11 protein-coding genes are annotated in these 13,515 nt (G+C 67.7%); 8 read left to right on the forward strand and 3 right to left on the reverse strand.

Annotated elements, in window-relative coordinates; all coding sequences use genetic code 11:
- Positions 1 to 76 precede the first annotated feature (76 nt).
- Positions 77 to 571, forward strand: coding sequence for a CMD domain protein (locus tag AB6806_RS19140; protein ID WP_038362968.1), 495 nt, complete (start codon positions 77 to 79; stop codon positions 569 to 571).
- Positions 568 to 1,143: a peroxidase-related enzyme gene (locus AB6806_RS19145; RefSeq protein WP_370955200.1), complete on the forward strand. Its 576-nt coding sequence runs from the start codon at positions 568 to 570 to the stop codon at positions 1,141 to 1,143. Before AB6806_RS19140 ends, AB6806_RS19145 begins: the two co-directional genes overlap by 4 nt.
- A 7-nt stretch (positions 1,144 to 1,150) precedes the next feature.
- Here the strand turns inward: AB6806_RS19145 and AB6806_RS19150 are convergent, their stop codons facing one another.
- Positions 1,151 to 2,218, reverse strand: a complete 1,068-nt coding sequence (locus AB6806_RS19150; protein ID WP_370955201.1) for an NAD/NADP octopine/nopaline dehydrogenase family protein — start codon at positions 2,216 to 2,218, stop codon at positions 1,151 to 1,153.
- Between the two features lie 22 nt (positions 2,219 to 2,240).
- On the reverse strand, positions 2,241 to 2,927 hold the full coding sequence (locus tag AB6806_RS19155) for a GntR family transcriptional regulator (RefSeq protein ID WP_051987964.1): 687 nt from the start codon (positions 2,925 to 2,927) through the stop codon (positions 2,241 to 2,243).
- Positions 2,928 to 3,135: 208 nt separating this feature from the next.
- Between AB6806_RS19155 and AB6806_RS19160 the strand changes: the two genes are divergently transcribed.
- From AB6806_RS19160 to AB6806_RS19180, 5 genes are all read left to right on the forward strand, one after another.
- Positions 3,136 to 4,638, forward strand: coding sequence for an ABC transporter substrate-binding protein (locus AB6806_RS19160; RefSeq protein ID WP_038362962.1), 1,503 nt, complete (start codon positions 3,136 to 3,138; stop codon positions 4,636 to 4,638).
- Between the two features lie 93 nt (positions 4,639 to 4,731).
- Positions 4,732 to 6,813, forward strand: coding sequence for a hydantoinase/oxoprolinase family protein (locus AB6806_RS19165; protein WP_370955202.1), 2,082 nt, complete (start codon positions 4,732 to 4,734; stop codon positions 6,811 to 6,813).
- A 2-nt stretch (positions 6,814 to 6,815) separates the two neighbouring features.
- Positions 6,816 to 8,462, forward strand: a complete 1,647-nt coding sequence (locus AB6806_RS19170; protein WP_142023021.1) for a hydantoinase B/oxoprolinase family protein — start codon at positions 6,816 to 6,818, stop codon at positions 8,460 to 8,462.
- A gap of 27 nt (positions 8,463 to 8,489) precedes the next feature.
- The gene (locus AB6806_RS19175) at positions 8,490 to 9,410 is read left to right on the forward strand and encodes an ABC transporter permease (protein WP_370955203.1); all 921 of its coding nucleotides are present in this window, start codon (positions 8,490 to 8,492) and stop codon (positions 9,408 to 9,410) included.
- The gene (locus tag AB6806_RS19180) at positions 9,407 to 10,264 is read left to right on the forward strand and encodes an ABC transporter permease (protein ID WP_051987962.1); all 858 of its coding nucleotides are present in this window, start codon (positions 9,407 to 9,409) and stop codon (positions 10,262 to 10,264) included. Before AB6806_RS19175 ends, AB6806_RS19180 begins: the two co-directional genes overlap by 4 nt.
- Positions 10,265 to 10,305: 41 nt before the next feature.
- On the opposite strand, the gene AB6806_RS19185 is transcribed toward AB6806_RS19180, so the two are convergent.
- Positions 10,306 to 11,226 carry a LysR substrate-binding domain-containing protein gene (locus tag AB6806_RS19185; protein WP_038362954.1) on the reverse strand — a complete coding sequence of 307 codons (921 nt, stop codon included), beginning with the start codon at positions 11,224 to 11,226 and terminating at the stop codon, positions 10,306 to 10,308.
- Between the two features lie 214 nt (positions 11,227 to 11,440).
- Between AB6806_RS19185 and AB6806_RS19190 the strand changes: the two genes are divergently transcribed.
- A complete protein-coding gene (locus AB6806_RS19190) occupies positions 11,441 to 13,510 on the forward strand; it encodes a hydantoinase/oxoprolinase family protein (protein WP_370955204.1) in 2,070 nt (689 codons plus the stop codon).
- The last annotated feature ends 5 nt before the right edge of the window (positions 13,511 to 13,515 follow it).

Here is a 13,515-nt window from a genome sequence, read left to right on the forward strand (position 1 = left end):
ATGATATGGACATCATGATACGCGTCAAGCATTATTCGACCGGGCGATGAGACGCCCGCCTTGCGCGGAGGATGGAATGACTTTGATCGAGACCCTGGCCGGCGTCGGGGCAGGCTCGCCCCTCGCCGAGGCGCTGGCACAGCGGGCGCAAATCATGGAATTGAGCCAGGCCAGCCACGATGCGGTGCTGCTGCCGCGCGAACCGGGCGGCCTCAGCCATGCCGAGCGGGCCGCGCTGGCGACGCGCATGGCCTCCGTCAATCGCGACGACGCCCTGGCGGCGCATTACCGCGCCTTGCTGGCGGATGCCGGCGAAACGCCGGTCCTCGCCGCGATCGCTGCCGGCGAGGATGCGAGCCAGGCCGGCGCCGATGCCCGGCTCGCCGCTTTGGTCCGCCACATCGACATCCTCACCGCCCGGACGCGGGAGGCGACGAAGGGGGATGTCGCCGCGCTCGTCGCGGCCGGCATCACTGAACCCGATGTCGTCCGGCTCGCGGAGCTGGCCGCCTTCGTCAACTATCAGGCCCGCGTCATCGCCGGGCTGCGCCTGCTGGGAGCCTCCCGATGAGCAAGGTCGTCCACGAATTCACCGCGACGGTTCCGCGCTGGCAGCCCTATGTCACGCCCGTCGAGATCGACAAGGCGACGCCCGAGCAGCTCGAGGCGATGCAGGTGACACCGTCGAACAAGAAGATCTCGGCCTATGTGCTGACGCTGGCGCATGATCCGGAATCGCTGAAGGTGCGCTCGCCACTCTTCAACGCGATCATGTACGGCAAGGGCGGCCTGTCCTCGGCGGAGCGCGAGCTCGGCGCCGTGGCGGCCTCGATCGTCAATGCCTGCGTCTACTGCGCCGCGGTCCACGCCTCGCGCTTCAACCAGCTCACCAAGCGCCCGGAGGTGATGGAGACGATCTTCGCCGCGGGCACGCAGGCCGAGCTCGAGGAGCAGCATCAGGCGATCTTCGACTTCGCCGTGAAGCTCTCGCAATCGCCGCCCGCCGCCGGCCCGGCGGAGCTTGCGGCATTGCGCGAGGTCGGCCTGTCCGAGGTCGAGGTCCTCGACCTCATCCTCTCCGCCTCGATCTTCGGCTGGGCCAACCGGCTGATGCACACGCTCGGGGAGCCGGTGGCGGACTAGAGCGGGATCAGTCCCCGCGCAGCTCCCGGTGGAGCTGCGCGGCGGAGAACCGGCCAAGGTCGAGCGCCGGCAGCAGATCGTTCTCGGCGCGGAAGTTCCGGGCGCAGATCGCGTCGAACAGGGCGATGCCGGCCTGATGCAGCGGCAGCGCCACGCCGGTGACCTGCCCCAAGGCCTCGAGCGGCACCAGGCCAAAGGGCACGTCCTCGGTGATGAAGCGGGTGTCCAGCGTCTTCGGGCCGAGCAGCTCCGGCCGGTTCCTGTAGACGGCCGCCGCCATCTCGCCGACCGGGCCCGGCGCCACGCCGAAGGAATGCACATAGTGGTCCTGCACGCTGCGGACCGACAGGCCGAAGGCCCCGGCCAGCGCCAGGCGCTCGACATCCATGGCATCGACGATGCGGCCGACGCCCTGGGTGATCGAGCCGTAATTGGGCCAGTCCTCGCCGCGCTCGGCACGGGTCAGGTTACCCAGCATGTTCGCGACATGGGCCGGCGGGTTGAGGTTGCTGAGCAGGATCGCGAGCACATCCTCGCGCGGCTCGAAGCGATCGCCGAACAGGGCGCGGCAGGCGTCGAGGCCGGCCTGCGCATGGCGAACCGGCAAGGTGGCGACGTCGAGCTTCGCCCGGATGCCCGAGACATGGACGCTGCGCGGCCCGCTCTTGCGCGCAGTCAGCGCCGTCGTCGCCCAGGCCGCGATCGGGACGTCGACGCCCCGCTCCTGCAGCAGGCGGTGCAGATAGAGCGCCGCGAAGGAGCAATGGGCGCTGATGATGACGCTCTGCCCGGCGACAAGATGCGGTGCGAGCGCATCGAGCACCGACCTGAAGCCATTCGCCTGCACCGCGACAATGACCGCCTCGGCCCCCGCGACGGCCTCGGCGCAATCGCGGGCGACGCGCAGCGGCACGGTGGTTTCGAGCTTGCCAGTGACGGTCAGCGATGCGTCCCCGGCGAAATCGGCCAGGGCCGCTCCGCTCGGCGACCAGATCACAGGCTCATGCCCCTGGGCGGTCAGGTAGGCGGCATAGCCGCGCCCGATCCCGCCGAAGCCGATGATGGCGACGCGCATGGCTCAATTCCCTCGGGTGATGTCAAACGACTTCGAGACCGCCCATCACATGCTTGTGGACGACGGCCTCCAGCCCGGGCTTGTCGCGCTCGCGCAGGCGTTCGACGATCTCGTAGTGCTCGCTCACCGTATTGGCGAGCAGGGCGGCGGTGTTCTTCTCGCGCGTCAACGTGACGGGCACCCGGCTGCGCAAATCGAAGATCATCGAGACGAGGTCGCGGTTCGGGCAGAATTCCAGCATCACGGCATGGAAGGCGTAGTTCGCCTCCTCCTGCGCGACCACGGTCCCGGCATTGACGGCTTCGGCGAAGGCGTCGGCGCGCAGCAGCAAGCGCTGCAGCCCCGCCTCATCGATATGCTTCAGCACCTCCGCGGCGGCCGCGACCTCCAGGATCGCGCGGATCGTCACGACATTGCGGAAGCGCTCCTTGTCGAAACTCTCGACGCGGTAGCCGCGATTGGCCTCCAGCTTGACGAAGCCCTTCTCCTCGAGCCGGTCCAGCGCCTGGCGGATGTCGAGCCGTGAGGCGCTGTACTGCGCTTCGAGATCGACCTGCTTCAGCCAGGAGCCGGCGCTGAGCCGGCCCGTGCTGATGTCCTTCTCGATCAGCTTTGCGAGTTCGCGCGCCCGCGAGGCGCTGCCGCCGGCGGCGCGCTTGCCGCCCGCCTCGCCAGCCGTCCTGCCGCCCTGCTCAGTCACCAAAACCATCGCGCCGTGTTCCAAAAGACGAATCCGAGCATGTTCCCCCGGCCATCATCACCCGCTTTGCCGCCCGACCGCAATTCGCCTGCAGGCATCCGGAGGTGAAGCTCACTGCCCGTGCCCGCCGATTGAGCAAAAACATCCATAGACCGAGATTGACAGATGCCAATCGTGAATTCAAGATTGGCGCCAAAGTCAAGCACAGGGGATCGTCATGCGCAACCGGGCCCACAGCCTCGCCGCCGCTCTCGCTTTCGCGATGAGCTCAACCGCCCTCCTCTCTCCCGCCTTGGCGCGCGACCTGACGATCGCGCTGTCGAGCAACGTCAACACGCTCGATCCCGACAAGTCGACGACGGTCGGCACCGACCTCAGCGTCGCCGCGCATATCTACACCCCGCTGGTCGACCGCGGCCCCGACCTGAAGCTGCGACCGGGCCTCGCCACCAAATGGCAGGCGATCGGCGACACCGCCTGGCAATTCACCCTGCGCGAGGGCGTGACCTTCTCGAACGGCGAGAAGCTCGATGCGGAGGCCGTGAAATGGAATGTCGAGCGCGTGCTCGACCCCAAGACCGGCGCGCGCAACAAGCCCTGGTTCGCCGCGATCAACGAGGTCCGGGTCATCTCCCCGACCACCGTCGAGTTCGTCACCAAGGGCGCCTATCCCGACCTGCCCGACCAGATGTCGATGTTCCTGCTGATGCCGCCGAAATGGACGCAGCAGAACAACCCCTCCGTGGCGGCGCTCGGCAGCGGCCCCTATGAGCTCGTCCGTTTCGCCAGCGGCGACCGCATCGTGCTGAAGGCGCGCCAGGACTACTGGGGCGAGAAGCCGGCCTTCGACAACGTCACCTTCCGCATCATCCCCGAGGATTCCTCGCGCATCGCCGCGCTCCAGGCCGGCGATGTCGATCTCATCACCGGCTTCCCGACCTCCGAGATCGCGCGCATCAAGGCAGGCGGCAAGGCCGAGGCCTCCTCGGTCGCCGGCACGCGCGGCATGTTCATCAAGCTCAACGGGCTGAAGGCGCCGTTCAAGGACAACCCGAAGCTCTGGCGCGCGCTCAATCTCGGCATCGACCGCAAGGCGATCAATGACGGTCTGCTCGACGGCCTGGCCCAGATCAGCGCCTGCCAGCCGTTGTCCCCGGTCTATTTCGGCTACAACCCCGATCTGAAGCCCGTCCCCTACGATCCCGCCGAGGCCAAGAAGCTCTTGGCCGAGGCCGGCTTCGCCAACGGCCTGACCATGGATCTGGAAGTGCCGACCGGGCGCTACATCCAGGCTTCCGACATCGCCCAGGTCGTCGCCTCCCAGCTCGGCGAGATCGGCGTCACCGTGAAGCTGCGCGAGATGGAATTCGGCGCCTTCATGAACAAGTACATCGTCGGCAAGAATCTCGGCGACTCCGCCTATTTCGGCCTGGGGTGGCCGACGCTCGACGCGGGCGGGCTCCTGAACTTCTGGGAGAAGGAGAACCCGCAATCCTACTGGGAGAACGACAGCTTCAACGAGGATGCGAAGGCGGCCCGTTCGACCAATAATCCGATCAGGCGTCTGGGACTCTATCGCAAGCTGACCAAGCAGCTCTGCGAGGATTCGCCCTCGATCTTCATGTTCTTCACGCCGATCACCTACGCCCAGTCCAAGACCATCGCCTGGCAGGCGCGCGGCGACGACTGGGTCCGCGCGATCGACATCAAGACGCGCTGAGCGCCCCTCGAACGACCTGAGCGGCGGGCCTCATCGGCTCGCCGGCGGCGGAGCCTTGCCTGAATTTCCGATCAACCGGATCGCGACAAAGTCATGACCGTTCAAGACGAAACCACCCTGAAGCTGCGCGTCGGCGTCGATTCCGGCGGCACCTTCACCGATGTCTGCATGTTCGACGAGACGCATGGCGAGATCCATGTCTGGAAGGTGTCGAGCACGCCGCAGGACCCTTCGCTGGGCATCGCCGGCGGCATCGAACAGGGCGTCGCAGAGGTCGCCAAGGCGACGGGGCAGAAGGTCGATGTGGTCTATTTCGGCCATGGCACGACGGTCGCGACCAATGCGCTGATCGTCGGGCGCGGCGCCGAGACGGGCCTCATCACCACCAAGGGCTTTCGCGACGTGCTGGAACTGCGCCGGCAGAAGCGCGATTCCCTCTACGACATCCAGACGCAGAAGCCGCGCATCCTGGTGTCGCGCGACAAGCGTCTCGAGGTCAGCGAGCGCGTGCGCTTCGACGGCAGCATCCACACCCCGCTCGACGAGGACGAGGTGCGCGCCGCCGCCCGCAAGCTCAAGGCGGACGGCATCACCACCGTCGCCGTCTGCTTCCTGTTCTCCTTCGTCGAGCCGGCGCATGAGAAGCGCGTCAAGGAGATCCTGGCCGAGGAGATGCCGGGCGCCTTCGTCTCGATCTCGCATGAGGTCGCGCCCGAGTTCCGCGAATATGAGCGGCTCTCGACCACGGTCGTGAACGCCTATCTCGGCCCGATCATGAAATCCTATCTCTCGAAGCTGCAGCCGCGGCTGGCCGAGATCGGCATCGATGCCCATCCGCATCTGACCCAGTCGAATGGCGGCGTGATCTCGTCGGAGGTGGCGCAGAACTTCCCGGCGCGCACCGTGCTCTCGGGGCCGGCGGCCGGCGTCATCGGCGCGTTGTCCGTTGGCGGCCTTTCCGGCTTCGACAACATCATCACCTTCGACATGGGCGGCACCTCGACCGACGTCTCGCTGATCGACCGCGGCCGGCCGCAGATGTCGAACGATGCCGTCGTCCACGGCTATCCGCTGAAGCTGCCGATGCTCGACATCCACACCGTCGGCGCCGGCGGCGGCTCGATCGCCCATATCGATGCCGGCGGCCTGCTCAAGGTCGGCCCGCGTTCGGCCGCCGCCGATCCCGGCCCGGTCTGCTACGGGCGCGGCAACGAGGAGCCGACGGTCACCGACGCCAATGTCGTGCTGCAGGTGCTGAACCCGACGCATCTCCTGAACGGCCGCATGAAGATCGACCAGGCCCGCGCCAAGGCGGCGATCGGGCGCCTGGCCGACCAGCTTGGCCTCGGCGTCATGGAGACGGCCCAGGGCATCATCAGCGTCGTCATCGCCAATATGGCCAAGGCCATCCGCGTGATCTCGGTCGAGCGCGGCTATGATCCGCGCGACTATGTCATGCTCGGCTTCGGCGGCGCCGGCCCGATCCATGCCGCCCGGCTCGCCCGCGAGCTGGAGATCCCGCGCCTCGTCGTCCCGAAATATCCGGGCATCATGTGCGCGCTCGGCCTGCTGCTCACCGATTTGCGGACCAATCTCTCGCTGACGCGGCTCCTGCCTCTGAGCGAGGCCGGTGCGCCGGGCATGGAGAGCGGCTTCGCCGGCCTCGAGGAGCGCGGGCAGGACTGGTTCGCGCAGGAGGCGATCCCCGAGGAGCGCCGCTCGCTGATCCGCTCGGTCGACATGCGCTATGGCGGCCAGGGCTACGAGCTCACCGTGCCCTGCCCCGCCGGCCCGATCGACGCGGCCGCCCTCGTCACGCTGCGCGCGGAGTTCGAGCGCATCCACAAGCAGGTCTATGGCTATGTCGCCGCCGAGGAGCCGGTGCAGGTCACGACGCTGCGCATCGAGGCGGTCGGCCTCGTGCCCAAGGCCGACCTCAAGGCCTATCCCCCGGCCTCCGGCACGAGCAATGTCGCGATCACCGGCTGGCGCGAGGTCTGGCTGCCGGAAGCCGGCGGCTTCACCAACTGCCCGATCTATGACCGCGCCTTGCTCGGCCCGGGCCATGAGATGACCGGTCCCGCCATCATCGACCAGATGGATTCGACCACGCTCGTCCTGCCCGGACAGGTCGCGACGGTCGATGCCCATCTCAACCTCATCATCGAGGGCTGACCATGCTGGACAAAGCCAAGACGCAGCTCGACCCGATCACCGTCGAGGTCATCGGCAGCGCGCTCACCACCATCGTCGAGGAGATGGGCAAGGCGATCATCCGCGCAGCCTACTCGACCAACATCAAGGAGCGGCAGGACTGCTCGACCGCGCTGTTCGACGCCGCCGGACGCACCATTGCCCAGGCCGAGCATATCCCGGTGCATCTCGGCTCGCTGCTCGGCATCGCCGAGCACGTCTTCAAGAACCACGATCTCTCGACCGTGCGCCCGGGAGACGTCTTCGTCGGCAACGACGCCTATACCGGCGGCGGCACCCATCTCAACGACATCGTCTTCCTGGAGCCGATCTTCCATGGCGACAAGCTCGTCGCCTGGGTGACGAACCTCGCCCACCATTCCGATTTCGTCGATCGCGGCCACGCCCATATCTTCCAGGAGGGCCTGCGCATCCCGCCGGTCAGGCTCTATCGCGAGGGCGTGCTCCAGGAAGACCTGATGCAGCTCATCCTGCTGAACTGCCAGGTTCCGCGCGAGCGCATCAACGACTTCCGCGCCCAGATGGCGGCCAATCGCCTCGGCGTGCAGCGCTACCAGGCGCTCTGCGACAAATACGGCGCCGAGACGGTGCGCGCCGCCGGCGCGCAGGTGCTGGACTATACCGAGCGGCGCACCCGCGCCGGCATCGCCCAGATTCCGGACGGCACCTACAGCTTCCGCCACGACTTCGACAGCAACCTGATCGATGGCGTGATGGACCTGAAGGTGGTGATCGAGGTCAAGGGCGACGAGATCTTCATCGACTTCCCCGATGCGCCCGAACAGGTCCGCGCCCCCATCAACATGGTCTATACGGCGCTGCTGGCGACGGTGTATTTCGCCGTGAAGGCGATCGTCGATCCCGATCTGCCGGCCAATTCCGGCTTCCACCGGCCGATCCATGTCTCTGCGCCGCTGGGCTCGGTGCTGAACTCGACGCCGCCGGCCGCCGTCTACAGCCGCACCGATATCGGCCAGCGCCTCGTCGACATGATCTTCGCCGCGCTCGCCGATGTCGTGCCCGAGCGGATCGCCGCGGCCTCGACCGGCGGCACGCTCCTGACCACCAGCGGAATCCATCCGCGCACCGGCCGCTTCTACGTCTATAACGAGATGCATGGCGGCGGCATGGGCGCGCGCGCCGACAAGGACGGGCTCGACGGCGTGCAGGTGAACACGACCAACACGGCCAACCTGCCGATCGAGGCGCTCGAGATCGAGCACCCCGTCATGGTGAAGTGCTACGAGCTGGTGCAGGATTCCGGCGGCGCGGGCGAGTATCGCGGCGGCATGACGCTCAGGCGGCGCGTCGAGATGCTCGACCACACCGCCCGCATCTCGGCCGGCGGCACCAACAGCATCGTGCCGCCCTTCGGCCTCAAGGGCGGCCAGGACGGCCTGACCGCGCGCGTCGAGCTCTCGCCCGGCGCCAAGCCGCTCGACCGCCGCGCCGGCATCCTGCAGCCGGGCGAATGGGTCGGGATGGTGGCGGCTGGCGGCGGCGGCTTCGGCGACCCGAAAAAGCGCGACCGCGCGCTGGTCGAGCGCGACCTGCGCGAGGAGCGGATCTCGCGCGAGGCGGCCGTGGAAATCTACGGGCTGAAGCTCTGAGGATCGTCTGACGATGGAGGCCGCCGGATGCCGCGCCACCTGACCTCCCGCCTCGGCGAAGGCCTGATCGCGATCTGGGGCGTGGTCACGATCGTCTTCGTCGTCTCGCGGCTGCTCGGCGACCCCGCCGTGCTGCTGCTGCCGATCGGCGCGACGGAAGCGCAAATGCAGGAGCTGCGCACGCAGCTCGGGCTCGACCAGCCACTGCTCCAGCAATATCTGACCTTCCTCCTCCATGCGCTGAAGGGCGATTTCGGCCAGTCCTTCCAGTTCGCGCGCCCGGCGCTCGACGTCGTACTCGAAAGGCTGCCGGCCACGGCCCTGCTCGCCGGCTGCGCGCTGGCGATCGGCGTGCTGATCGGCGGCATGGCCGGCGCGCTCGCCGCGATCTATCGGGGATCCGCGATCGAGGGGCTGGTCCTGCTCGTGGCGCTGCTCGGCCAGGCGACGCCCTCCTTCTGGCTCGGCATCATGCTGATCCTGCTCTTCGCGGTGCAGCTCGGCTGGTTCCCGACAGGCGGCTACGGCGAATGGCAGAACCTTGTCCTGCCCTCGGTGACATTGGCCTGCTTCACCACGGCCAGCATCGCGCGCCTGCTGCGCTCCTCCATGCTCGACGTGATGCGCGACGACTATGTCCGCACGGCCTATGCGAAGGGCCTCGCCCCCCGCCGCGTCTATATCTGGCATGTCGGCCGCAACTCGCTGATCCCGGTCATCACCATGACCGGCATCCTCGCAGGCGAGCTTCTCGGCGGCGCCGCCGTGACCGAGACCGTCTTCGCCTGGCCGGGCGTCGGGCGATTGATCGTGCAGGCGATCGAGACCAAGGATTTCCCGGTCGTGCAGGCCGGCGTCGCCGTGGTCGCCACCATCTTCGTCCTGGTCAATCTCCTGGTCGACCTGCTCTACACCCTGATCGACCCGCGCATCCGGCAGGAATCATGAGGCTGCTCTCGTTCCTGCATCGCCAGCGCGCGAACTGGCTGGGCCTGCTCGGCGCCGCCTTGCTGGTGCTCCTGCTGGTGCTGGCGCTCGCCGGGCCCTGGCTCGGCCTGCCCGACCCGACGCGCGGCGATCTGAAGGCCCGGATGATGGCGCCGACGCTCTCCTGGGCCGGGCTGGGCGCCCACCCCTTCGGCACCGACCAGCTCGGCCGCGACATCCTGAGCCGCATCATCGCCGGCAGCCGCGTCACCCTGACCATCGCGGGCTCGGCCGTGATCCTCGGCGGCATCGTCGGCGTGTTTCTGGGCCTCGTCGCCGGCTATTTCGGTGGCTGGTACGACCGCATCCTGATGCGGCTGGTCGACATTCAGCTCGCCTTCCCGCTGATGTTGCTGGCGCTTCTGGTCGTCGCCGCGCTCGGCCCCAGCCTGCACAACCTGATCGCCGTGCTCGCCCTGACCAGCTGGGTCCGCTATGCCCGCATCGTCCGGGCGCAGGTCCTGACCGTCCGGGAGCGCGAATTCGTCCAGGCGGCGCTCGCCATGGGCGCAGGCCATGCCCGCCTGCTCTTGCGCCACATCCTGCCCAACGTCCTGACGCCGGTCTTCGTCGTCGCGACGCTGGAACTCGCGCGCACCATCGTGCTCGAAGCCGGCCTGAGCTTCCTCGGCCTCGGCATCCAGCCGCCCTCGCCGAGCTGGGGCCGGATGCTCGCCGACGGGCGCACCTATATCGCCAGCGCCTGGTGGATCATCACCCTGCCCGGCCTCGCCCTGATGCTCACCGTGCTCAGCGTCAATCTCTTGGGCGACTGGCTGCGCGACTGGCTCGATCCGCGCGCCGACCGGCACTGACCGCATGCGGCGCGCGCCGCCGCGGCAACCGAAGGCCGGCGTCAGGCCCAGCTCTTCGCCAGATCGTCGATGAAGCTCGTCGCCGTCGCCTTGGCTTCGTTGGCGAAGTCCGCGATCAGCGGGACGTTGCGGGCGTCGCGCGCGAAGCAGACCAGAAAATCCAGCGGGATGGTCGGCTCGAACGGACGCACCACGACCTGCTTCTCCACGCCCGCGATGAAGAGCGGATGCACCAGCGAGACCCCGAGCCCCGCTGCGACGAAATGGCAGAGCGTCGAATTGGAGTCGGCAGTCAGGACGACATGGGTCCGGACATTGTAGCTCTCGAACATGCTCGCGACCTTCTGCCCGGTATAGGTCTCGGTGTTGAAGGCGACGAAGGGAACGTCGTGCAGGTTCTCCGGCCGGATGACCTTCAGCGCCGCGAGCGGATGGTCCATCGGCATGATGCAGAGCAGCGGATGCTCGAAGAGCGGTTCGGTGACGATGTAGGGGTTCGCGGCGCGGGCCGTGACGATCCCGATGTCCAGCACGCGCGTCAGCACGTATTCGGGAATCCATTGCGAGCTCGGCGACTTGACCATGCAATAGACATTGGGATTGCGCTTGAGGAAGCTCATCGTCGTGCGCTGCATATAGGCGCCGCTCAAAGCGGGGATGGCCCCGATCACCAGCCGCCCCTGATCCTCGCGCTTGATCAGACCGATCGCGCTTTCGACCTGGCGCATCCCCACGAAGATCCGCGCGACCTCCTCATGCAGGCGCAAGCCCTGCGCCGTCGGGAACAGCCGCCCCTTGTAGCGGTCGAAGAGCTTGAGGCCGTTGTCTTTTTCGAGCTGCATCAAGAGCTTGCTCGCAGCCGGCTGCGAGATATAGAGCGCCTCGGCGGCCCGGCTGACCGTGCCGTGCTCGATCAGCGCCTTGAAGATCTCGATCTGACGAAGATTGATCGCGCGCGGCATGCTATAACCTTGGGAATAGAGTGCTGCCGAATTTCTATTGGACATAATACCATACCCGTCCCTAGCGTCGTCAACACGGCGGAACAGATGGCTGGGACGTTGCAGGGCCAATTCCGGAAAGACCGGCCCCTTGGCGGCCGCCTCGCGCTCGCCGCCGCAATCGCCGATCTCGGCGCGAAAGCGCTCCGGCCCGCGACACCGTCGGGCCGACCGGATGACCATGAGGGGTAATGGCGGCATGTATCGCATCGGCGTGGATGTGGGCGGAACCTTCACCGACTTCGTGATGGTCGATACCGAAGGCGGCCCGACCGCCTTCCACAAGGTGCCTTCGACGCCGGACGATCCTTCGCGCGCCATCGCCTCGGGCATCGTCGAGATGTTGGAGCTCAACGCGGTCTCGCCGGACGATGTCGGCTATGTCGGCCATGGCACGACCGTCGCCACGAACATGGTGATCGAGCGCCGCGGCGTGCCGACCGGGCTCCTGACCACCCGGGGTTTCCGCGACGTCCTGGCCATCGGGCGCCAGACCCGGCCCTCGCTCTTCGACTGGTCGGTGCGCAAGCCCGAGGAGCTGGTCGAGAGGCATCGCCGGGTCGAGGTCGAGGAACGCCTCGACAAGACCGGAACGCCACTGACCGCGCCCGATCTCGAGGCGGTGGAGACACTCGTCGTCCAGCTGCGGGACAGCGGCGTGAAGGCCATCGCCGTCGGCTTTCTGCACTCCTACCGCAACCCGGCGCATGAGCGCGCGGTCCGCGACCTGATCGCACGCGTCGCGCCGGATCTCTACGTCAGCATCTCCTCCGAGGTCGTCGCCGAGTTCCGCGAATATGAGCGCTTCTCGACCACGGTCCTGAACGCCTATGTCGGCCCGCGCACCCAGAAATACCTGCACCGCCTGCGCGAGAAGATCGCGGCCTGCGGCATCCGCGTCGAGCCGCTGACCTTCCATTCCAATGGCGGGCTCCTGCCGGTGCAGACCGTCGAGGAATTGCCGGTGCTCACCTGCCTGTCGGGGCCGGCGGCAGGCGTGATCGGCTCGGCCCGGATCGGCGCCGAGATCGGCGAGAGCGAGATCATCACCTTCGATGTCGGCGGCACCAGCACCGACGTGTCGCTGATCACCGGCGGCCGGGCGCAGTTCACCTCGAGCCGGCTTGTCGCCGGCCACCCGGTGCGGATGCCGATGGTCGACATCCATGTCATCGGCGCCGGCGGCGGCAGCATCGCGCGGCTGGACGATGCCGGGGCGCTGAAGGTCGGGCCGATGAGCGCGGGCGCCATGCCGGGGCCGATCTCCTATCTGCGTGGGGGCACCGAGGTCACGCTGACCGACGCCAATATCGTGCTCGGCCGGCTGAACCCGGTCGCCCTGCTGGAAGGGCGGATGAAGGTCGATCGCGGCCTCGCCTATGCGGCGATCCGCAGCCAGATCGCCGACCCGCTCGGGCTTTCGGTCGAGGAAGCCGCCTACGGCATCGTCAGCATCGCCACCGCCAATATGAGCCGGGCGATCCGCTCCGTCTCGATCGAGCACGGGCATGATCTCGGCGCCTTCACGCTCTTCGCCTTCGGTGGCGCGGGGCCCTTGCATGCCGCTGACGTCGCGGAGGAATGCGGACTCGACAAGATCGTCGTTCCGCAGGAGCCCGGCACGCTTTGCGCGCGCGGCGTCCTGCTCTCCGATCTCAGCCGCGACTATGTGCGCACGGCCCTGATCCGCGTGAGCTCGGAGAGCTGGGCCGACCTCGTCGCGCTCGGCGCCGAACTCTCCGAGGTCGGCCGCGCCTGGCTGGCGACGGAGGCGATCCCGCATTCCGGCCAGGAGCTGCTCTTCACGCTCGATGCGCGCTATCGCGGCCAGAGCCACTACATCCCCGTGCCGCTCGACGATCTGCGGAGCGACCTGCTCGACGATTTCGTCGGCCGGTTCCACCGCGCCCATGCCGACCAGTTCGGCTACAGCCTGGACGGGCGCGACATCGAGGTGGTCAATGTCCGGCTCAAGGCGGTCTGCCATGTCAGGAAGGGCGAAAGCGCGGCACCAGCGACCGGCACCTCGCTCGACGCCGCGCGGATCGAGACGCGCCAGGTCTATTTCGGTCCTGATCGCGGCTGGGTCGAGACGCCGATCTACCGGCGCGCGCTCCTGCCCGCCGGCATCCCGTTCGCGGGGCCGGCGATCGTCGAGGAGATGAGCGGCACGACGGTCATCCTCCCCAGCCAGAGAGCCGAGGTCGACGGCCTCGGCAATATCCATATCGCGCTCGAGCGTTGAGGATC

Origin of the sequence: Allobosea sp. RCC_152_1 (assembly GCF_041360765.1) — a bacterium.
Taxonomy (GTDB): domain Bacteria; phylum Pseudomonadota; class Alphaproteobacteria; order Rhizobiales; family Beijerinckiaceae; genus Allobosea; species Allobosea spartocytisi.